The organism is Aliikangiella marina, assembly GCF_007004765.1.
In the GTDB taxonomy this organism is placed as follows: Bacteria; Pseudomonadota; Gammaproteobacteria; order Enterobacterales; family Kangiellaceae; genus Aliikangiella; species Aliikangiella marina.
In genome coordinates this window covers 1,038,709-1,061,143 of the sequence record NZ_VIKR01000002.1, presented here as the reverse complement: position 1 = coordinate 1,061,143, position 22,435 = coordinate 1,038,709, and the positions used below count along the sequence as shown (strand labels likewise).

The window sequence follows — 22,435 nt, the reverse complement described above, 5'->3', positions numbered from 1 at the left end:
TTTACTTATTAAGCTTTTGACGCTTCGACAACTCTGGCAATGATTTGCCCATCCTCATCACGATAAATTAAATCACTTTTAGTAATCGTTAAATCAGTCGCTATCAAGTCACTTATTTGCGTTAATTTCTCAGTAGTTAACGCGTTTTCAAGTAACGCGTTTAAGCGCGCTTGATGCATATTGACTTGTAACTCGAGCTCCTCTATTTTCTGTTTTACTTCCTCAAAAGGTAAGTGATCCATATTTTCAATTGTATGATAAATCACATCAACCAAGTTAACGGCAAAAAACGCTGATTTTGTTTCTTCAAAGTATTTGTGCAGTTTTTTAATGAGATCATTGTAGTTACGATTATGCTTCTTATACTCGGAATAAAGTGATGGTGACGGAGAAGCTAATCTTTGGTGTTTTAATTCGATTTGCTTGTGTACGTAAGTAAATAAATTTATTTCATTCTTGAGCCAATCAATTTCATTCACTTCGGCCTGCGCAGAGTTGTATAAGATACTACCTACTTCGTGACAAATTAGTGTTAGCTTCCCGCCTGGAGATAGAACACTAGTCAACTTACTGATAGTTTTCTCAATGTCCGTATATTCGATAGTAAACTGAGAAAAGATAAAATCATAGTTTTCGTTTTCTGAGAGCGTTTCGATTGGCTGCTCTGCGATAACTTTTACTGTGGTTTGCGCGGTTGATTTGAAGGCGTCATTTTCTTTATCGATCTTTGCGCCATCAACCGCAGTTAAATTGGCGTTTTTGGCGAACTGTTTAAACACCTCAACAAGTCGACCATTGCCCGTACCAACTTCAAGTAAATTATGACCGTCTTGAACTTCGTTAAATTTAAACTCCCAATAGCGGAGTAACTCTTTAAACTTTGAATCTGTATCAACAATTGCTGTGTTATCGGACATCCAATAACTTGACCAAATATCTTGCTTACTCATCATACTACCTTTTTAAACTCGATTGCCGTACCGACATTGTGAGCATTTTGCTCTAATTCTTTAATAGAGACAATTTCCAATTGATTGTTTTTGAGACACTCGATTAGCGCTTTTTGGGATTCATCACTTAATATCGAATCGAGAAAATCTTTCAATCGAATGATATTAAATTGCAGTGCTTGCTCAGCATTTTCTAGACGCTCAAGTGTGACTTTTGGACCAAACTTATTCATTTGTGCTAAAAACATGTCTAATGCTTTTAATGTCTCAGCCAGCAAAATATTATCGTTGTCTGACTCCAATTTTTTGTTCAGCTTGGTAAATGCGCTCCTGAGCCGTCGATCAGCATTATCAAACGCTTTATGACTCTTAATATCTGACGTTCCACGCAAAATTACTTTTACAAAATCTTGCGCTAAATTAAAAATCTTCGATTGTTTTATTTCCTTTGCCTGGTTCAATTGAAGCTGAACACGTTGTTTGACAAAAGAGTTTTGAGTGTGACAAACAAACAATCCTCGCCCTGCCGAAGCGAGTAAATTTGAAATTCTAGCGATAGCTTTAGACCAGTCAGAATACTCTATTCCGTATTGACTCGTTATTACATTAAACTCATTTTCCTCAAATTGAAAACTCTCTACCGGAGAATCTCCTCGCAATTCAAAGGAAACATTATCAGTGGTTTTGCGATCACTGGTGATTGATGATGCATCAATTCCCAGAATCTTTGTTTCAGCTTTGCAATTTTTTCTGGCCTCTAGCGCGATATTAGCGATAGCCCCACTGCCAGTTGCCACGTCGAGAAGCGACATAGATGTATCTTCGAAGCTCTCAAAGAATGCTAACCAGGTTTCTTTAATAATACCTGAGTAACCACCCTGTCCTCCCAGACAAGATTCAGTTGCTCCCGTATCCCAATACGCCTTCCAGGAGTCTTTTTTTAAATCCTTATTCACACTCATTTTTTCTATAAATCACTGTTCTAAAAAAAAGTCGGGCTACAAAGTAGCCCGACTTAATTTGTTGCTAACTATTCAGACTTAATTAAAAGTCATGAGTTAGACGTAAGAACCAACCTTGACCGAATAGACGGTAAGTAGATGGATCTGTACTTGCGTTGAAACCTGAATCGATGAAAGGTGGTTCTTCATCAGTCAAGTTAGTGATACCGACAGTAACACGAGTTCCGAAATCAGGAATTGTGTAAGTACCAACTAAGTCATGATAAATCTGACTATCAACTTTGTAACAAGTAGCGATGTCTGTTGCATCAACAGAACATGGTGGCTCACCATTAACACCGAAGAAAGACAAGTTCTGGTAGATTGAACCGATGAAGTCTAGTGAGTAGCTCACATTGAAATCACCCATTGACCAATCAACAGCAAGTTGCGCTTTGTCTTCAGGGAAAGCACCGCCGATAGTTACATCGTCAAATGTACCAGCTAGTTCCCATGGCTCTGCAGTAGCAGATTCAAACTCAGTACGGTTATCTAACATTGAGTACAATAAGTTGAATCTCCAAGAACCGATGTCAGTTTCCATTGAGTAACGGAAGTTCCAGTCGATACCGCTCGCTTCACGACGACCAAGGTTTTGGTTGTTCGCAGCGATTGAGTCAATTGCACCACCAGGGAAACGAGTGATTGTTGAACAGTCACCGTTGTTCGCACAGTTCGCTAATAGCGTACCTGCAGAAAGTGATGAAATGATGTCATCAACTTCGATATCCCAGTAATCAACTGTAACACTGAAGTTTTCGATGAAATCAGGATTCCAAGCAACACCAACTGTTAGCGACTCACCAGTTTCAGGATTAAGATCTGGGTTACCACCAACACGTGCACGTAATTGCGAATCAGATTGGACCCAACCACCGTCTGCTACGCCTGAAGCGATACAGTTAGCTTGCTGAGTAGCATCTAAGTTAGCCCAGTTAGCTTGGTTACATGGATCTTGAACTTGTGGGAAAGCGTCACCTGCAGGAGAGAATAACTCACCAGTACTTGGCGCACGGAAAGATTCACCAACAGTCGCTCTGATTAATAAAGTGTCAAGAGGACGGAATTTAACACCGAATTGAGTAGAAGTAGCGCTACCACCGATGCTGTAGTCATCGTCACGAACACCTAAGCTTAACTCTAACTCGTCAATTACAGGGAAAATGAATTCCGCGAAGATAGATTGGTTAGTTACAACACCACCAACACCTGCACCAGTATTACCAGTTACAGACTCTGTTTCTTTACCTGAATCAGGCTCGAAATCAGTTTTAAGTTTTTGATGCTCGAAACCGAAAGATACGCCAGCTGTACCACCAGGAAGTTCAAACATTTCACCAGTAACGAAACCGTTGTAGATTTCTTGCTCTGTAGTGAACTGATCAACAAGAGTAACCTGGATGTAATCAAGCATTTCTTGAGTAACAGTACCGGTATCACCGAATAAGTTCAACGATACACAGTCTGCGATTGGCGCTGTCGGCGTACCACACACTACGTTACCTGTAGTCGCATCTAGGAACGATGGTCCTAATGCTAGAGATAAACGCTCACCTGAGTATTGACCAAAATCTTGGTCAGTACGGTGACGGTAACCGTAGTTGTAGCTTAGCTCATATTCCCAAGTTTCAGTTAAGTAACCGTTGATACCAGCAACATATTGGAACTGAGTAACGTCTTGAGTGAAGATACGAGCACTTTCAGCCATACGACGACGTGAACGGATGATGTCTTCGTTGAATGGGTTGTAGTAGTTTTGACCCGAGATACCGTTTGCAGTACGAACGAAAGCACCAGTTGCGTCTAAAACGTCAACTTGATAGCCAGGATCGAATTGTGTGTCGTATGGTACAGGAGCAAGCTGCTGTTGAGAGATACGTTGATTAACACGCATTTCAGTGAAGAAAGTGTGATTTTCGTTGATCTCATAATCTGCTTCGAAGAACAAGTTAGTTCTTTCGTAAGGTGTTTGCAAATAGTTAACAGGCGCATAGTTGTATGAATCATTGTTTGGATCAAGGAATGAACCGTTGTAACAACGATAGTTAGCCGTGTTTGAACCATCAGCAAAACGGTCAGTAGTTACAGAACCACAACCAGCAAGTGCTGTAAATGCAGTGTTACCGTTTAAGTTGAAGTTACCTTGTTGGATTCTAGAAGAACCGAACGAAGATAAGTTGAAGTTAACCGGATCTTGCGATTGTAATAATGGACCAAACTGAGCTAATGAATCAGGGTCAATGAAGAAGAAACTGTTCTGCATGAAGTCCCAAGGAGTTTCCGATTGGAAAATACCTTCTTGCTTCGACCAGTCGATACCTAATAGGTAGTGACCACGGTCAGAATCAGAACCAACAACCAAGCTGATTTGGTCTTGCTTACCAGCGTCAGTGTTAGAGAAATCAGAAGTTTGAGCAGTAAGCTCCATACCTGTGAAATCTTTACGAGTAATGATGTTTACAACACCAGCAATCGCGTCAGAACCGTATACAGCAGAAGCACCGTCTTTCAATACTTCAACTCTTTCGATCATTGCAGCTGGGATTGTTTGGAAGTCACCGCCGTCAGGAGTACGACGACCGTTAACCAATGTTAACGTTCTGTTCAAACCACGAAGGTCGATAGTTACAGCACCGTTACCACCATTGTTGATAGTAGTGCTTAATGGAGAACCAGTAACTTCTGGTAGACGTTGTAATAACTCACCAACGTTAGTCACACCAGTACGCGCGATGTCTTCGTTAGTGATGATAGTAACGGGATTTGCACCTTCAATGTCAGTTCTCTTAATACGAGAACCTGTGATGGTAACCCGCTGTTCTGATGCTTCTTCCTCTTCCTCAGCAGCATAAGTGTTTGGTGCAACGACCAAAGACGCAGCAGCTGATGCAAAGAGTGCTGTGCGCACAGCTTTAGCAATCGGATTGCGTTTATCTAATGTACTCAATTTTATTTCTCCCTGGTTGTCATGGAGGTTGTTATTTAAGATAAATTTCGGCCTATCGTTATACTCGACAAGTCCCAAATTTTTCTATGTTGGCCTTACGGCCTGATCTGCCAAGTCCGATACTAACCGTAATCAATCTCGCAGGTCAACATTTTGTTTAAATTTTTATTTTACCCAAATATCCTTGATTTATGCCGCCTGCAGAGGAGTTTTAGAATTTTTTTTGAGCGTTTTTTAATCGATTTGTAAAAAAAAATTATCACATCCGACCATTGTTTTTTAATGAACATCCGGGCTATTTAAGGAGGCATCAAGTATCGCTAGCATACAGACGGTAAGCCTTAGACGAAGGTATGATCACTTGTCAGTAAATTCGCAGGGGCTAGCTAAATTAGCCGATTATTGCGAACGGTTTAAAAACTCAAATAGCTACCGTATTCATAGCTAACTGACTGTAAACAAACACATTTATTGAGAATTATTCAAAAACAATAAATTCAACAAATTCAATCTATTTGGACATAAAAAAAGCCGCGAACAAGTCGCGGCTTTCGGATTAAAGCTTGATGCTTCAATTAGTGAGTGTATCTTCTACGGAATAGTAGAGGGATACCTAGCAATAGCAAGATACCCATGCTACCAATACCACTACTCTCCTGTTCTTCACCTGTAACCGTGATAGTTACTGTATCAGAAGAATTAAACTCACCATCGTCTACTGACAATTGGAAGGTGTAAGTGCCATTCGCCATGTCAGCAACATCTAAGTATGCTTTTAGTGAGTTACCACCACGAATAGTAACAGTCTCGCCGCTGATTTGCTGCCAACGATAAGCCAGTCGATCAGTATCGTAGTCCACGGTATTCACCGCATCCAACGTAATCTCATCAACATCAGCTCGGTCGTAAGTAACATCTTCACCAGCGTTAGCGATAGGTGCAACATTGGTCAATTCAACCTGAGTGGCCGCTACAGTCAATGTTGAAGTCCCCTCCATATCAGACTCAACGCTAACTTCTGGCGCTGCTGACTGACCTGAATAGGCCGCTTCAGGTATAACACTAAATGTAACCTCATAGCCTTGAGCGAATTCCTCAGCATCGAAACATAACTGCGTACCAGCTGCAATCATAGCGCTCGCATCAACACCGTAGCTACCGTCTTGATTCTCAACGCCTGCAGTCGCACCTGCAATGCTTCCGATTTGATCAGACGCATACGAAATAATTAATTCGTACTGACCAAAAGCATCACCCGGTTCTTGGATGCTATCAAACACTTGGAATTGATACTTGAATCGATCACTACTCACGCCATCAGGGGTCCATGGTTGTAAACCATCAAAATCCAAGATAGCCATTGGTCCCAAGTTTGCCGTTCTCAACCCTCGAGTACCGTCATCCACAAGAATCTGGTCGATCCAAAGGCCAGCAAAAATATCGTTAGGAGCTGCGGTATTAGGAATTGGTCTATTGAACCAAGCATTAGCACCAATGTCTCCGTCAAACGTCAAGAAACCATTCTCTGAGACAGTTATTCCTACATTATCTTCGCCAAAGAATGGGAAGCTTCTCGAGGTGAAGGCATTAATCGCAATTTCGTCGCCCTCAAGCCCAGAAGTAGTGATTCCAAATGCGGACAACGGCGTATAGCCAGGGGTTCCAGCCCATCCACCCAATCCGGCAACAGCACATGCAGCACTCTCGGTACTACTCACAACTGAGTACGAAGGAATTGGCGCATTAAGACCTAGATTCCACTGGAATCCTTCGCCCGTAGCAGCAACGGTAGTTATGGTAATAGTTCCTGTATCGGAAGCAGCACCACTACCCGCCCAATTTTGAACAATAACTCGATAGTTCCCTTCAGCTGGCGCATCGACACTCGCAACCTCGTTTGCTTCAGCAGTAGCAGCAAATGCGACTAAAGTTGCATATGAGCCATCGCCCGCAGAGTCAAATTCAATGAACAGATCATTGTCAGGTGAAGTTGACCCTGAAATTGCAGCTGTCAAGCTAAGTGAGCCAGACGGAACAACAAACTCATTCACATAGACTTGCGACAGGTCATCTCGGTAGTCACCATTGGAAGGATCTTCAGCTATATCAAAGGTATCAACAATATTTAAACCACTTGCATTAGGATCTTTGACAATAACTGAACCGCCACTAGCTACTACAGACCCAGGAACCAAACTCATGTTTGCTGGCATATCCACAGTAATTTCTAAGTTTTGGTCCACATTGTAGGTGCTTGGATTAACGGTTAACGTGTAGTCGATAGAATCACCACGTGACGCTAACTGAACACTGGTAGCCGCTGCAAAGTCATCAGCAGCTCTATTCAAGTTAACTCGGAAGGTTCCAATTTCGAGACCGTCACCAGACATTGTGATGTCAGCAAAATACGCATCACCTGGGGCCATTTCCAAATCCCATAACAACGTCGCAGCGACTGGCTCAAGCCCACTAGCGCTAGTAGGAGCATCGATCGATAAGCCTGCCACCGGATCAGTTTGAGGTACAACGCTCACGCTCAAGGTACCCGTATCTTCTGCTGCACCGCTACCCGCCCAATTTTGGACGATAGCTCTGTAGTTTCCAGCAGTAGGTGCTTGCAAACTGATACTCTCTAGTGTCGCTACTGTCGCAGAAGCTCCTACCAATGCGTCGTAATTTCCGTCGCCATTGCTATCGAGCTGTAAGAACAAGTCTAAGTCAGGAGAAGTTGTTTCTGTGATTTCTAAATTAAGAGCAACAGAATTAACTGGGACACTAAACTCATATACGAAGACTTGGTCTAGGTCGTCGTCATAACTCGCGTTAGTTGGATCTTCTGCAATACTGAACGTTTCAGTTGCGCTGAATCCAGTTGCATTAGCGTCATAGAGACCATCGATAGTGAACGTCAAGTTACTTGTAGAGAATGATTCAAGACCTTCAACTTCGAAAGAGCCATCGTTACGACCTGCAGTAATAGTGAAGTCGTCAGGAACCGCTCCTCTATTGATTCTGACGAAAACAGGTAAATGTAGCTCAGGTTGATCCGTCGCATTTATTACTACGTTTGCAAAAACTTCGTCAAAATCATCTAAGTCTGACGCGTCCATCGTTATTGTGACAGAGAAATCATTACCAGCTGTCGCATCGACGTTTGCAGGCGTCACAGTCAAATCAGGATTGTCCGTCGTAAACGCGTAGCTACCATCACGAACAGCAGTGAAAGTTCTCGTCCAAGAACAAGTTACACCACAGCCGTAGTTAGCCATACTAGGGATATTTAACGCTTTAACATCTCCCCCATTATTTGGATCAGCCGCAAGGTAGTTTTCTTGCGTTTCGGACATCACTAATCCTGTGTTAATCGCTTGGTCGACTTGAACTCGTCCTGAACCGATGTCAAAAGCATCAGCCGGTGTAACACCATCTTCTTTTAAAACAGCCTGAGTTGAAGTCATCATAAGAGCCGAACGCACCTGATCAGGATTCCACGTCGGATGAGCCTGCATTATTAAAGCTGCAGCACCAGCCACGTGCGGGCCAGCCATCGAAGTCCCGCTCAAGAATGCAAACTCTCTAGGCGCAGGCGTAGTAACATCACGATAAAAATGCTCATCAGCATAAGCTGCATAGACACTCACACCCGGTGCCGCGATTTGAGGAGCGATTATTTGACCAAATTCATTCGGTCCGCGCGATGAGAAACTCGCCATGACATCGCCAGTTCCAGTACCAATCACGAAGTTTTGTGAATCAATTGTGGCACTCAACCCAGGAGTTGCTGTCAAGGCAGCTACCATTGCCTCACCATCAGTTTGGCCAACAAACACACCTGGAATTGATGTTCCAGGAGCAGACATGCTGATCAAACCGTCACCGGCATTGTTGTAAACGATTACAGCAACCGCACCAGCAGCACCTGCATTGTTAATTTTGTCAGAAAATGCACAACTACCTCGACTAATCAATGCAATTGATGCATCGAATGAGTTTGCAGGAAAAGCAGAACAACCTTCTACATTTGCTGCATCAACCGCACCTGACTCGATTACCGGGGCAGTAAGTCCGCCGTCTGGTAGTCCAGGACCGCTTCCTACTTGAAAATCATAGTCAGTTCCATTGAAGTCTAAAGCAGTAGAAACAACTCTATCGTGAGTTGTTGCTGCTGTAGAGGAATACCAAGGCGCAGCTTTCGTTGTGGTAAGTGGGTTAGGCCCACTGTTACCAGCCGATGTCGCCACATATACGCCTGCAGCATTTGCACTTAAAAATCCAACTTCAGTGCTATCGAGCCAAGGGTTAAATGGTGTGGTACCACCTACTGAGTAGTTAATGACATCTACGCCATCGGCAATAGCATCATCAATTGCACCCAATATCGCTGGCGAGAAACATCCTCTCAAGGTATCTCCCGTGTTACCCGGTAAGCACGTTTGATATGAAATTATATTCGCATGAGGTGCGACACCAGACATTCTAGGAAAAGTCGTAGAAGTCTCAATACCATCGCTCACTTCACCACCAGCGGGATCCGCAATCACCAACGGCACATCAAACAACACGTTGCCTGCCGAAGTACCGGCTGTATGCGAACCATGTCCGTTGTAATCTTCGCCATTCGCTGGTCTGGTAAAGCCTGCGTTTTCAATAAAATCAAGTAACGCATCGTAACTTCTAACACCAATCAATTTTGAGTTACAGAGAGTCGGTTGTGCAACACAATCACCGACGTAAACATCATCTCCCCAAGGGTTTGTAACCGTGTAACCGTCGTCTCCAGTTGCGGCAAAAGACGGGTTATCTGTATTAACCCCTGTATCGAAAATTGCAACGATCGTTCCTTCACCCTGGTATTCAGTTCCAGATGCAGAACCATCCCAAACAGCACCAGCACCGATAAACTCAGGACCGCGATCTGAATTAATTTCGAACATTTTACTCGGTTCGATAAATTCGACTTCTGGCATCATCGCCAGTTGCTTTGCTTGCGAGTGAGTTAACTTGGTTAGGAATCCGTTTATGGCGTATTTATACCTTCTCAAGTCAGGAATTGCTTGCCCCAACTTAGAAGACGCCTTTTGAATAAACTCGTTTTGTTTCTGGTTTAGGTAGTTGCCATATTTCTTGGCTTCAGAACTTTTTGCGTCAAACTTTATCTGCGTATTAATTGATTTTGAGTTTGACTTGTTGGTTGCTGGAAATCCTTTGACATCGCCTTTGTATGTAGGAATTGAATCATCCATCAACCGGACAATGTAAAGTTTCTCTCCATCATGGGCGTTATTATCCAAAAACTCTTGTTGTAACGCTTTTTCAGATAATGTTTTTAATTTCGGTTTAGCAACATTTATTCCTAAACCATTAGCTTTAAATGAGGCGCTTTCGACGACGTTTTTACCGAGTAAAACAGGTTCCAGTTTATATTCTGAGACCGTAACCGCGCTTGCACCAAATGTACCGGCTGCTAACAACGCCGTTACAATTGATTTGATTTTCATAAATTGTCTCCCAACTTATTATTCTTTTGCGTTTTATGAGTGTCAGCAGAATGCTGACACTCAATTTTATTTCAACTCAAGATTCCGCAATTAGAATCGGAAAGTTGCACCCGCAAAGAAACGACGTCCGATTGAATCGTAAATGGTAGAACGAGTCCAACCTGGAGGAAGTTTGTTACCTACGTTACGAATACCCGCGTAAACGCTGACATCAGAACTGAAGTCATAAGACGCCGAGATATCGTGAGTCGTGACACTACCAATGTAAGATGGTGAAATATCTTCTGGCTCTGAAGTATCTCCTGGAGGTGGAGAAACGTTGTAACGCGCAGAACGGTCAACAAAACGTGAAGTCCAGCTTACAGATAAGTCATCCAAAGACCATACTAAGTTCAAACGAGCTTGATACTCAGGTGTACCAACTTCGCCTTGGTCTAGGTCACTTTCTTCAGGAAGATTTTGGAATTCAAAGAATTCTAGAAGTTCTAACTTACTTAAGTATAAGTTAGAAGCGATGCTTCCCATTTCACCCAAGTCAAAACGATAGTTAACGTTCGCTTCAATACCTTCAGAACGGATTGCAGAAGCATTGATAAATCCAGAGCGAACCAACGTGATATCAAATGTTGTTGGATCACGATCGATTTGGCCACAGAAATTCGCGTCAGGACCACCTGTTGAATCAACACAGTTGTTAGCAACAGTTTGAGCTGCAACTGACAAGATTGCATCTTCAATGTCGATTTCGTACTTGTCGATAGTTACCGAGAAATCTTCTAAGAAAGTTGGCGTCCATACGATACCGAATGTGGTCGAATCAGACACTTCTGAAGTCAAGTCAGGGTTACCACCAGAAATAGTGTTGACACTCACGTTGTCATTAGCTTGGAACGTTGCAGGGATACCGAGAGCCGCACAGTTATCTGCACGATCAGGGTCATTACCGAGATTGTCTGCATCACATGGATCGCTTACGCGAGCAAAGCCAGGAGACTGTGGGCTAAACGCTTCACTGATGTTTGGAGCACGAATCGCTTCACCAACAGTACCGCGGATTCTGATATCTTCGATTGGCGCATATAACACACCAACTTTCCAAGTATCAGCGTTACCCGCGCCAGAGTAATCTGCAGCACGATAAGCCGCATCAAGTGTTAACTCATGTGCACCAGTAAGCCCTTCTAAAATTGGGAACTGTAACTCGACAAAGCTTTCGCTTACATCATAAGAACCAAACTCATCAGGTGTCGCAGCGTTCGCCAAAATGCCAGACTTAGTTAAAGAATCAGTGATTGTTTCTGAGAACTCTTCACGTTCTTCGAAACCAAGAGCGATTCCAATTGGACCACCTTGTAGGTTAGCAAACTCAGCTGTATCAAATACAAATTGAACACCGTAGTACTCTTGACCAATTTCGTCTTCACGAGTTACGTCAGCTGATACGAAATCCATCGCTTCAGTAGACGCTGCACGGAAACCGAATGGGTTGTAAGCAACACATTGAGAACCATTGATCGCTGCTGGATCAACATATCCTGTACCTTGCGCGCTTGGTACTTGGCTACGACATGCCGCTTGGCCAGTCGCAGGATCAATTACAGCATCGAGGGCAGCAACTAAGTTATCTGGTATTAAGTCATTAAGTGTTCTACGACGGTTGTTGGTACGACCGTTTACATAGTAGAAGTCATAATCAACCTCTGTGTCACCCAGTTCGAAGAAACCTTTCACACCGGTTACAACACGGAATGTTTCACGGAGGTTATCAGCAGAACGGTTGCCCAATTCGTCGAAGAATTTAGCCATAGAAACAGTGCTTTGACCGTTAGCTAGCAATGTTGCTCTCAAGCCGCCATCTAGGAAAGGGTTGTCGACAACATTGATGCTGATGTTACCGAAACGGAATGACGGTTGGAATTGCTGTTCGATTTCTGAACGAACGTATTTAAATTCACCATAAAACTGAACATTGTCGTTAAAGCTATAGTTGGTCGTTGAACCAACGTGCATTTTTTGCACAGAAGGTAAGAAGTTCTCGTAATCTTCTGTGAAGAAACAAGTCGGACATCCACCGGGGAAGTCACCAAACGCGAAACTGTTAGTTTCGTTACGAGTTTGCTGTAAGAAAGGCGTGCCGTCGTCTTGGAAAGTCCAACGAGCAGAATCTGGGCCAAATGGGTTGAGAACACCCCAACGGTTGATCATTTCTGAACCAACGAAAGGCACAGTTAGAAGATCAGGGATACCGTCTTCCTCTCCACCGTCAGCAGGATTAATAATCGTGCCATAGTTTTCTAAGTGCTGAAGGTCTCGTGACATCACTTCTTCTACGTATTCACGGCCTGCGAAGAAAGTCACGTTGCCTTTCCCATCCGCATAGTCAGCACCGGCAAGAATATTAATAGTGCCGTTTCCAGCGCCAACTGACTCCATTGACTTAGAGCCACTCATATTAACTTCAAAACCTTCGAAGTCTTCTTTGAGAACAACGTTAACAACCCCAGTTACCGCGTCAGAACCGTAGATTGCTGATTGACCACCAGTCGAGATTTCTACTCTTTCTACTAAACTCGCAGGAATAGTTGATAAATCAACTTGCGCAGTACCTGGCTGGCCAGCTACGTGGCGTTTGCCGTTGATCAACGTTAATGAACGCTCTGGTCCCAAATTACGTAAGTTGGCAGAACTTACACCCGCACTGGCGTTGCTCCCAGAGTTACCTTGCAACGTATCTGTTGCGGCAACCGGCGCCAGCTCTGACAGCATCGATGCTAAGTCAGTGGTACCGAATTTCTTTATTTCAGCTGAATCAATAGTTACTACAGGTGATGGCTGAGAAAGCTCTTTACGCGGGATACGCGACCCAGTAATAACGATTTTTTCGTTTTGTTCTTCAGCTTCTGCGTCTTCACCTTCTTCTGCGGCGAATGCATTCATCGAAGAAACAGCCGATACAGTCGCAGTCGCGAACAACGCGAGCTTAACCGCCCGTGCAATCGGATTGGTTGTTTTATTGATACTCAATTTTATTCTCCCTGGTTTCTTATATTGGAAGTATTGTTAGGATTAGTGTTTTTTTATAATAAACGAAATAAATCGTCAGATTTGTAAGACAGCAAAACTGCCTTAAAGCCTGTTACGACCTAATCTGCCCACCGTGTATGTTACTCGTGTCTCAAATCTGTGATCAATGAGATGGGTAATAATCACATATACAAGATTTGGCATTGCAACATAAATAGAATCATGATAGAGCGATACCAGCAAAATATAACAGTATCAAAAAAATATAATTACTATATTTTTCAGCCTGTTAAAGGAGTTATTTATACGATATTCGAACTATTGATGAATTTCAGGAATCTCTAAAAATTATTTTTATCGCAATTCGTGATTTTGTTCACTGCAACATGACTCAGTTCGCTGTCTGAGATTTGTATGACTCTGATTGATTGGCGAAGCTTTAGTTGCCTTCGAAACGGAAAGAAATTAGACAAACTAGCGTTGCTAGTCTGCCATCTTTTTAAACTCCTGGTCTAAGTTAAACTTGTTTGAGGTAACGTAGGATTCCATTTTCTGAAGCTTCTTTTCAATGACCGAAAACTTATCTTCTACTTGACTAAACAAATCTTTGGGGCTGGTTCCTGATGACCAGACATCTTTCACTGTTGGGCGATATGGACGAGAGTCATCGCTTTCTGACGGCTTACGTCGCTTTCGCTCGGAGCCAAAACACCCTCGGTTGCTTACATGTCCTGGCTTGGGGTCTAAAACGAAGCACATTACAATATAAGCAACTAAGACCGCACCATTAACGAATATCAACAGAGAGACTGCGATTATTCGCACAACCCACACTTCCAGTCCTAAATATTCTGCAATTCCTGCACACACGCCACAGATTTTGCCTCGGTCAGGGTCTTTGTATAGTCTGCGTCTCTCTCTTGGAGAGTAGCTACTATTGTCCATGCTTTGCTCTCCACTCAGGTGTTTCTTGGTCTAAAATCGACTCCAAAGTTTCAATTCTCACCATCATCGAGTCCGCAATTTTGACCAACTCTTGCAGTCTTGCGTGCTCTGCTTCCGAAATGCCAGACTCCTTATTACTTTTGGAACGATAATGCATCACAATCCATATTGGTGCGACGATCACCATGAATAAAACTACTGGCACAAACGCTATTTCAGGTATCATGGATATTCCTCTTATTTCTTGGTTTCACTGACTCTGGCTTTAAGTTCTTCTAGTTGACGGTCAATTTCATCTTCTTTCTCTAGACCATTAATTTCATCCGCAAGAGTCTTGTTACCAATGTCATAAGACTCCACCTCAGACTCTAATTCATCGAGTTTACGCTCAAACCGCTCAAAGCGAGTCACTGCGTCGTCAGCACCATTATCATACAAGCTTTGTTTAACCTTTAAGCGTGATGAGGTCGTTTTGTGTCGCATGATTAATGCTTTTTGACGCGCTCTTGCGTCGTTGAGCTTTTCTTGAAGCTGGCTCACTTCATCAGAAAGCCTTGCAAGCACTTCTTCCAGTTTGGCTAACTCTTTCTCAAGTTCTTCAGCCACTTCAGCAGCTTTATTACGTTCCAGCAGCGCGGCTTTTGCTAAGTCTTCTCGCCCTTTGGAGATCGCTAGCTCAGCCTTGCGTTCCCATTCTTCCGCCTCAGCTTTTAGCGTCTCAATGCGTCTCGTTAAGTCTTTTTTCTCAGCAATCGTGCGCGCGGAGGAAGTTCTAACTTCGACTAATGTATCTTCCATCTCTTGGACTATCATGCGGATCAATTTTTCGGGATCTTCCGCTTTGTCCAACAGCGCGTTTATATTCGCATTAACGATATCTGCAAATCTTGAAAAAATTCCCATCAGGGCTACCTCCAAACTTTTTTCTGACGCTCAGCGCGGTCAATTTATGGCGCGCTAGAATTGCGAACGAAATATTAAATGACTTAAACTTAAAATAAAATATCCAACCAATCGATTTGTGGCGCGACGTTACTGACATCAACACTCATTACTTCACCGTGGTGCTTCAATTGATAAAGTGTGTTTTTAGCTTCCGGCTCTACTGCTTGCGCTATCATGATGCCAAGTAAACCGACAACACCAAACACCATCTCTACGAACAACTTGGATGCTCTTTTAGAAAGTGGTTTGTGTTTTTGCTTGCTTGCCATTGTTGTAACCTCAAGTTAGTTAATTTGGCTAATTCCTGCCTATTTACTAGTAGTAATACAGCTTTCGTGCCAACTTTTATATATTTTATAACCCATTGTATTTAATGATTTTTTTATCCAAACAGCTAGATTAACAACTAACTTTATGTGAAAATGCCCACTAAGTTGGTCATTTTTACCAATTCATATTTGTCAAACTAACCTCCTTTAAAAGCTAGGAGGTGACAAAAAAAGCCGATGCGCGCACGCATTTGGTATTCACAGTTTGTTTTGGGACATCAGGCATGGTGAAAAGAAATTCGGATAACTTAATCGGTGAAGCTTCCTGTTTCCTGGAAATTATTGAGCAAGTCTCACAGTTAGCACCAGTCGATAAACCTGTTCTAGTCGTCGGCGAGAGGGGAACAGGAAAAGAGCTGATCGCAGCAAGACTTCACTATCTGTCATCGCGATGGGATCAACCTTTTATTAAACTCAATTGCGCAGCGATTAATGAAAACCTTCTAGAAACCGAATTATTTGGACATGAGTCAGGCGCATTTACCGGTGCCAACAAACGGCATCTCGGCAGGTTTGAACTTGCTCACAACGGCACGCTATTTCTCGATGAGCTCGGCAATAGCTCGCTGTCTGTTCAAGAAAAGCTGCTAAGAGTAATTGAATACGGTGAAATGGAACGGGTTGGGGGCAGTAAAACCATAAAGGTCGATGTCAGATTGGTTGCTGCTACCAATGAGAATTTGCCAGAACTTGCCCACAAAGGAAAGTTTCGCGCGGATTTGCTCGATCGGCTTGCTTTCGATGTGGTTACGATTCCACCGCTGAGAGCAAGAATTTCAGATATTTTAATTCTCGCGGAACATTTTGGAACCGCAATGTCACGAGAACTAGAGCGAGAGTATTTTGCAGGGTTTACCAAAAATGCAGAAGAAGCATTATTAAATTATTCATGGCCAGGTAATGTCCGCGAGTTGAAAAATGTCATAGAGCGAAACATTTATAAAAACCCGGAAGACCAACCAGTGGACCGCATTCAGTTCGACCCATTTGAGTCCCCTTACCGCCTTACTGGCGAACGTTCTTTTGTTTCAGCCCAATCGAACGCGCCTAGTTCATCATTAAAAGCCGTCGAATTCGACGCGTCAGACGAAGTTCAATCGATTCCGGAACTAGCAACATTGAATAACTCGGTGGAGTTTCCTATTGATTTAAAAGAGGCGATGGCAGACAGAGAAGTATCGATCATTCAACAAGCGCTTGAACAAAGCCAATTTAATCAGAAAAAGTGTGCAGATCTGCTAGGCTTGACATATCATCAACTGCGCGGATATCTCAAGAAGTATCAATTACTTGAACAGAAGTGATTTGTAGTGAAATTCATTCAATTCCAAATTAGCCAAAAGCTGCTATTCGGGCTCGCGGCTGCGCTCGTCTTGAGTAGCTGTAACTCTGACGAAGCAAACAAAGTTAAAGACGATGTTCTCGTTTATTGTTCAGAAGGAAGTCCGGAAACATTTAATCCACAACTTTCGACATCGGGAACAACATTCGATGCATCTTCTCGCCCGCTATACAACCGCTTAGTCGAGTTTGAACCTGGTAGCACGTTTATTAAGCCTGCTTTAGCAACTCAGTGGAAAGTATCTCGTTCGGGGACTGAGTACACATTCTATCTGCGACAAGATGTGCCTTTCCACTATAACAATAACTACAAACCGACTCGAAACTTTAACGCCGACGATGTACTTTTTTCATTCAACCGCCAACGATTCAATCAGCACCCTTTTCACTCAGTTACCCCACTCTCTTATGGATACTTTGTGTCAATGGGGCTCGGCGAGTTAATTAAAGATATTCAGAAAATTGATGACTATAAAATCAAGTTTATCCTTAACGAACCCAATAGTACATTTCTGGCCACACTAGCCATGGACTTCGCTTCAATACTGTCAAAGGAATATGCCGATCACTTACTCAAACAAAATCAGCCTGCTAATATCGATATCCAACCAATTGGCACTGGTCCATTTCAACTAACGCGCTATCAACCTGATGCTTATATTCGATACAAGGCGCATGAAAACTTTTGGGGCGGACAACCTCGGTTAAAAAATTTAGTTTTCGCAATCACTCCCGACCCTTCGCTCAGGTTTGCGAGAACCTTTGCTAAAGAGTGCGATATCATGGCCAATCCACTTCCTGTTCATATAGAAGTCGCGGGAAAACAAACTGATCTTGAAATACTGAATGAGGCGGGTCTCAATATTGCATTTTTATCCCTTAATACAGCGAAAACTCCGTTTAATAATCAAACGGTTCGAATAGCACTTAATCACGCAATTAATAAGCAAGCAATTATAAAAAAAGTTTATCAAGATACAGCCTCTGTTGCTAAAAATCCGATACCGCCGAGCATGTGGTCTTATGATAACGATGTCGCGGACTACGATTTTGACCCAGAAAGAGCGAGAAAGCTTCTCGCCTCTGCGGGTTATGAGGACGGTTTTGAAATGACCATTTCAACCATGTCTGCGCAACGCTCCTACAACCCTAACGCAAAAAAAATGGCGCAATTAATTCAGCAGGATCTAAAAGATGTTGGCATTAAAGTCACGATCGACACTTATGAATTTGGTACTTTTTTATCGCGTACTCGGGCTGGCGAGCACCATAGTGCATTAATGGGTTGGATTAGTGATAACGGTGATCCTGATAATTTTTTTACGCCATTGCTCAGTTGCGCTGCAGCCAATATGGGAACCAACTCTTCCTTTTGGTGTGATCAAAAATTTAGTAATTTACTCCGCAATGCAAGAATCAAAAATGATTTAAGAAGTCGGCAAAGTCTTTACAAGCAAGCGCAAAGACAATTTAAGATAGCCTCTCCTTGGGTTCCTATCGCTCACGCAACACAACACATGATAGTGAATCCTCGCGTTCAAAATTTTAAGATTTATCCCTCAGGTGGTGTTTATTTCAAAGACGTGTTTTTGTCTGAAAAATTAGCGCGAGTGAAAGCCAATGACTAGCATCATTTTTCGCCAATTTTTACTTCTAATACTAGGGCTTTTCACGCTTACTTTGTTCACTTTTGGAATCAGTCAATTGTTTCCTGACCCATTAATCCTTTCGGACGCTCACGCTAAAACAATTAACGACTCTCTCATCGAAAATTATTTTAATTATATTGCTTTTTTATCACAAGGCGAATGGGGGTTGTCCCGCATCAGTGGCCGAAGCGTATTAGATGAGTTTTTCATTTATTTTCCAGCGACTCTGGAACTGACGACAATCGCAATTATTTTTGCTTTAGTTTTGGGCTTACCATTAGGGATCTATGCGGCTGAAAATAAAAATAAGTGGCAAGATAAACTGATCGTTTCAACAACACTCATTGGTTACTCCATGCCGATTTTTTGGTGGGGTATGCTACTCGTTTTATTATTCGCTCTGACACTAGGAATATCGCCCGTCGCCTCTCGGATTGGATTCGAATATGATATTCTACCGGTTACAGGCTTTATGCTAATCGATACGCTTTTATCCGATCAACCCTACGCACTAGCGGCCTTTCAAAACGCTCTTCAACATTTGGTTTTACCAACGATAGTACTCGGCACTATCCCACTCGCAATATTTACGCGAGTCACTCGCTCGGCAATGATTGATGCACTTTCCAGTGATTATATTCGTACCGCTAAAGCGAAAGGTTTACCTTATGATAGAATTATTTGGTCTCACGCATTACGCAATGCGATGATTCCAATCGTAACAGTTATTGGTTTGCAAATAAGTGTACTGATCACCGGTACTCTTATAACCGAAAAGATTTTTGCTTGGCCAGGAATCGGTAAATGGTTGTTGGAAGCAGTTTATCGAAGAGACCTTGTTACTTTGCACGGCGGACTGTTAGCAATTGCCTCGCTGGTCATTATAGTTAACATCGCCGTTGAAGTTTTGGTTCACCTTGTCAATCCCAAGTTGAGGCACAAAAAATGATTCATAGTCCTCAATTTTACCAGCAGAGCGTTATCCCTAGTACAGTTAGTCGCTGGACGAACAATTTCTTAAAAAACAAATTAGCACTCAGCGCATTCGTTTTGCTCGCTTTAATATTTTTAGTTGCTTTGTTTGCGCCGTGGATAGCTCCCTATGATCCGGCTATTCAATTTGAGAATACTAAACTTCCACCTGCTTGGTATGATGATGGTATGGCTAGACATTTGCTTGGCACTGATGACCTCGGTAGAGATTTATTTTCTCGCTTAGTTCACGGCGCTCGGCTCTCACTCAAGCTAGCAATATTTGTTGTGGTCATAGCATCCAGCATCGGTATGCTTTTGGGTTCCTTATCGGCATTATCGAATGTTTGGATTGACCAAATAATCATGCGGGTAATGGATTTAATCTTAGCGCTACCTTCTTTATTACTTGCGATTGTCATCGTGGCTTTAATTGGACCTGGCTTACCGAATGCCATCTATGCGGTCGCGATAGTTTTGATTCCGCATTTTGTTTTAATTACCCGTAATGCGATAAAAGCTGAATTGGGTAAAGAGTATGTAACAGCGATGATGCTCGATGGCGCAACCAAAGTAAGGTTGTTCACTCACTCAATCCTGCCGAATATTTTACCTTCAGTCATCGTACAAATTACTTTAGCATTTTCCACCGCGGTTCTTGAAATAGCCGCACTTGGTTTTCTCGGTTTAGGCGCTCAGGCACCTTATCCAGAATGGGGAACAATTTTGTCCGAGTCGCACGCTTACATCACGATAGCGCCGTGGACAGTAGCCCTACCTGGTCTCGCAATATTCTTTACATTACTTTCAATTAATCTCGTTGGGGAAGGTTTACGAGATGCAATGGAGTTGGAGCAATAAAATGCATTTACTCCGAGTTGAAAATTTATCAGTCAGTTATCTAACAGAGTCAGGTGAAGTCCCTATCGTAGATCGAATGTCTATTAAGATGGGGATGGGAGAAATATTAGGGGTCGTTGGTGAATCAGGCTCTGGCAAAAGTATGATGGCTTTGGCTATCATGGGATTGCTGTCTCCTAAGATGCGAATGCGTGCAGACTATATCAACCTCGACGGAGAGGACTTGATGAAAATGTCGGTTGAAGATCGGGCCGCTTATGTGGCATCGAAAGCCGCAATCATCTTTCAAGAACCGCAAGCCAGTTTAAACCCCTGTTTCTCAATTGCTAGTCAATTGGATGAGACAATAGCGTTTCATGGTGGAGGTGGTCGAGCGGATCGAAAAACCAAGGCACTCGAGCTACTGGATGATGTTGGTATTAATCGTCCAGATTTAGTCTTAAAAATGTATCCTCATCAATTATCGGGCGGCATGAACCAGCGCGTTGCGATTGCGATGGCTTTGGCCTGTGAACCAAGACTATTGATAGCTGACGAGCCGACGACGGCGCTTGATGTGACCATTCAATCGCAAATTATCGAACTGTTAGTCAAACTCAGTCGCGCCCAACAATCAGGCCTTATGCTCATCACTCACGACTTTGCATTACTCTCTGAAAATACCGATCGAATCGGGGTCGTTTACTCTGGACAACTTATGGAACACGCGGCAACTGAGAATATCTTATCTTCACCCCACCACCCTTACACAAAAGCGTTACTTGATAGTATTCCTCAGCTAGGCGACAGGCATGTTAAAGGGAGCCGCTTGTTTGCTTTAGATGGCAATATCCCTGCTATTGACCAACTACCTGTGGGCTGTCGACTTGGCCCAAGGTGTCCTAAAGCTGAGCGTCAATGTGTAAATACGCCTGAACTTCGTAGCATTGAAAACTACGGAAAAGTTAGATGTCATTTAGCTTCTGTCAGTTCGGTAAACAAAGCGGAGGCCGACTCTTGAGCTTACTTGAAGCAAAAAATATTTGTCGTAAGTACCGCGTGCGTAGTTATAATTTAGGTCAATCTGGGATGCTCGAGGCGATTAAGAACATCAGTTTCGCCTTAGAGAAAGGTGAAACTTTAGCTATTGTGGGTGAGTCTGGTTCGGGCAAATCTACCCTGGCAAGACAGATCATTGGCATTGAAAAGCCTACTCGTGGCGATATTTTCTTTGAAAATGAACGATTAGAGTTTGCCAACAAAAAACATCGAAAAAACCGTTTTCGAAATATCAGAATGATTTTTCAGAACCCTTATGAATCGCTCAATCCTCAAGCGCGTATCGGTAAAATCTTAGATGATGTTCTATCAATAAATACTGATTTAAACCCAAAGCAAAGGAAACAGAAAATAGAATCAACCTTGAGTCGCGTCGGATTACTCCCCGAACACCGTCATCGATACCCACACATGTTTTCAGGTGGACAACGTCAGAGAGTCGCGATAGCGAGAGCAATAATACTCGATCCTAAAGTGATTATTGCTGACGAGCCACTGAGCGCATTGGATGTTTCAATCCAAGCTCAAATACTCAATCTGTTGCAAGAATTACAAGAAGAAATGGGGATGTCTTACTTGTTTATTTCTCATGACCTCAATGTTGTAGAGCACATTGCTGATCACGTTTTGGTCATGTACCAAGGGGAAGTTGTTGAGTCAGGAAGCGTCTCGCAGGTATTTGATAGGCCAGTACACCCCTATACTCAAAGTCTGTTTGCAAGCACTCCAATGTATCGTAAACGTTTTCCAAACTTTCAAAAACCGCGTGACAAAAAAATAAAAAATGTTAAGAAAGGCGCTTGTTGTTTTGCTGAAAGGTGTCCCTATAGCGAACAACGTTGTCAAGTAGAGCATCCTGATCTTATTACCAAAGAAGACAGTTCGAGGGTCGCGTGTTTTAAAAATGAAAACTGAATCGGCGAACATAAAAAAGG

The 22,435-nt window shown here is 42.8% G+C and carries 15 protein-coding genes; 6 read left to right on the top strand and 9 right to left on the bottom strand.

The window, feature by feature from the left end:
• Positions 1-8: 8 nt before the first annotated feature.
• The 9 genes from FLL45_RS10975 to FLL45_RS10935 all read right to left on the bottom strand — a co-directional run bounded on the left by FLL45_RS10975 (position 9) and on the right by FLL45_RS10935 (position 15,579).
• Positions 9-950 (bottom strand): class I SAM-dependent methyltransferase, encoded by a 942-nt coding sequence (locus tag FLL45_RS10975; RefSeq protein WP_185964415.1) that lies wholly within the window; start codon positions 948-950, stop codon positions 9-11.
• The gene (locus tag FLL45_RS10970) at positions 950-1,906 is read right to left on the bottom strand and encodes a class I SAM-dependent methyltransferase (RefSeq protein WP_185964414.1); all 957 of its coding nucleotides are present in this window, start codon (positions 1,904-1,906) and stop codon (positions 950-952) included. Before FLL45_RS10970 ends, FLL45_RS10975 begins: the two co-directional genes overlap by 1 nt.
• Before the next feature lie 88 nt (positions 1,907-1,994).
• Positions 1,995-4,898 carry a TonB-dependent receptor domain-containing protein gene (locus FLL45_RS10965; RefSeq protein ID WP_185964413.1) on the bottom strand — a complete coding sequence of 968 codons (2,904 nt, stop codon included), beginning with the start codon at positions 4,896-4,898 and terminating at the stop codon, positions 1,995-1,997.
• Between the two features lie 575 nt (positions 4,899-5,473).
• Entirely contained in the window at positions 5,474-10,396 is a 4,923-nt protein-coding gene (locus tag FLL45_RS10960) for a S8 family serine peptidase (RefSeq protein WP_142942047.1), read from the bottom strand.
• Positions 10,397-10,486: 90 nt separating this feature from the next.
• The gene (locus FLL45_RS10955) at positions 10,487-13,420 is read right to left on the bottom strand and encodes a TonB-dependent receptor domain-containing protein (RefSeq protein WP_210247157.1); all 2,934 of its coding nucleotides are present in this window, start codon (positions 13,418-13,420) and stop codon (positions 10,487-10,489) included.
• 483 nt (positions 13,421-13,903) lie between these two features.
• Positions 13,904-14,365, bottom strand: coding sequence for an envelope stress response membrane protein PspC (pspC, locus tag FLL45_RS10950; RefSeq protein ID WP_142942046.1), 462 nt, complete (start codon positions 14,363-14,365; stop codon positions 13,904-13,906).
• Positions 14,355-14,591, bottom strand: coding sequence for an envelope stress response membrane protein PspB (gene pspB, locus FLL45_RS10945; protein ID WP_142942045.1), 237 nt, complete (start codon positions 14,589-14,591; stop codon positions 14,355-14,357). Before pspB ends, pspC begins: the two co-directional genes overlap by 11 nt.
• A gap of 11 nt (positions 14,592-14,602) precedes the next feature.
• The gene (gene pspA, locus FLL45_RS10940; RefSeq protein ID WP_142942044.1) at positions 14,603-15,268 is read right to left on the bottom strand and encodes a phage shock protein PspA; all 666 of its coding nucleotides are present in this window, start codon (positions 15,266-15,268) and stop codon (positions 14,603-14,605) included.
• Between the two features lie 89 nt (positions 15,269-15,357).
• Positions 15,358-15,579: a hypothetical protein gene (locus tag FLL45_RS10935; RefSeq protein ID WP_142942043.1), complete on the bottom strand. Its 222-nt coding sequence runs from the start codon at positions 15,577-15,579 to the stop codon at positions 15,358-15,360.
• A gap of 284 nt (positions 15,580-15,863) precedes the next feature.
• On the opposite strand from FLL45_RS10935, the gene pspF reads away from it, so the two are divergent.
• From pspF to FLL45_RS10905, 6 genes are read left to right on the top strand one after another with little or no spacing between them, the layout of a single operon-like run.
• Positions 15,864-16,943 carry a phage shock protein operon transcriptional activator gene (gene pspF / locus FLL45_RS10930; protein WP_142942042.1) on the top strand — a complete coding sequence of 360 codons (1,080 nt, stop codon included), beginning with the start codon at positions 15,864-15,866 and terminating at the stop codon, positions 16,941-16,943.
• Positions 16,944-16,949: 6 nt separating this feature from the next.
• Entirely contained in the window at positions 16,950-18,608 is a 1,659-nt protein-coding gene (locus tag FLL45_RS10925; RefSeq protein ID WP_185964412.1) for an ABC transporter substrate-binding protein, read from the top strand.
• The gene (locus FLL45_RS10920; protein ID WP_142942041.1) at positions 18,601-19,578 is read left to right on the top strand and encodes an ABC transporter permease subunit; all 978 of its coding nucleotides are present in this window, start codon (positions 18,601-18,603) and stop codon (positions 19,576-19,578) included. Before FLL45_RS10925 ends, FLL45_RS10920 begins: the two co-directional genes overlap by 8 nt.
• The gene (locus FLL45_RS10915) at positions 19,575-20,462 is read left to right on the top strand and encodes an ABC transporter permease subunit (protein ID WP_142942040.1); all 888 of its coding nucleotides are present in this window, start codon (positions 19,575-19,577) and stop codon (positions 20,460-20,462) included. The genes FLL45_RS10920 and FLL45_RS10915 overlap by 4 nt, the downstream gene beginning before the upstream one ends.
• 1 nt (position 20,463) lies before the next feature.
• Positions 20,464-21,462: an ABC transporter ATP-binding protein gene (locus FLL45_RS10910; protein ID WP_142942039.1), complete on the top strand. Its 999-nt coding sequence runs from the start codon at positions 20,464-20,466 to the stop codon at positions 21,460-21,462.
• Positions 21,459-22,415: an oligopeptide/dipeptide ABC transporter ATP-binding protein gene (locus FLL45_RS10905; protein ID WP_210247156.1), complete on the top strand. Its 957-nt coding sequence runs from the start codon at positions 21,459-21,461 to the stop codon at positions 22,413-22,415. The genes FLL45_RS10910 and FLL45_RS10905 overlap by 4 nt, the downstream gene beginning before the upstream one ends.
• Positions 22,416-22,435 lie beyond the last annotated feature (20 nt).

Coding starts and splice junctions, on each gene's coding strand:
- pspF (WP_142942042.1), top strand. CDS start 15,864: ATGGTGAAAAGAAATTCGGATAACTTAATCGGTGAAGCTTCCTGTTTC.
- FLL45_RS10920 (WP_142942041.1), top strand. CDS start 18,601: ATGACTAGCATCATTTTTCGCCAATTTTTACTTCTAATACTAGGGCTT.
- FLL45_RS10960 (WP_142942047.1), bottom strand. CDS start 10,396: ATGAAAATCAAATCAATTGTAACGGCGTTGTTAGCAGCCGGTACATTT.
- FLL45_RS10910 (WP_142942039.1), top strand. CDS start 20,464: ATGCATTTACTCCGAGTTGAAAATTTATCAGTCAGTTATCTAACAGAG.
- pspC (WP_142942046.1), bottom strand. CDS start 14,365: ATGGACAATAGTAGCTACTCTCCAAGAGAGAGACGCAGACTATACAAA.
- pspB (WP_142942045.1), bottom strand. CDS start 14,591: ATGATACCTGAAATAGCGTTTGTGCCAGTAGTTTTATTCATGGTGATC.
- FLL45_RS10935 (WP_142942043.1), bottom strand. CDS start 15,579: ATGGCAAGCAAGCAAAAACACAAACCACTTTCTAAAAGAGCATCCAAG.
- FLL45_RS10915 (WP_142942040.1), top strand. CDS start 19,575: ATGATTCATAGTCCTCAATTTTACCAGCAGAGCGTTATCCCTAGTACA.
- FLL45_RS10975 (WP_185964415.1), bottom strand. CDS start 950: ATGAGTAAGCAAGATATTTGGTCAAGTTATTGGATGTCCGATAACACA.
- pspA (WP_142942044.1), bottom strand. CDS start 15,268: ATGGGAATTTTTTCAAGATTTGCAGATATCGTTAATGCGAATATAAAC.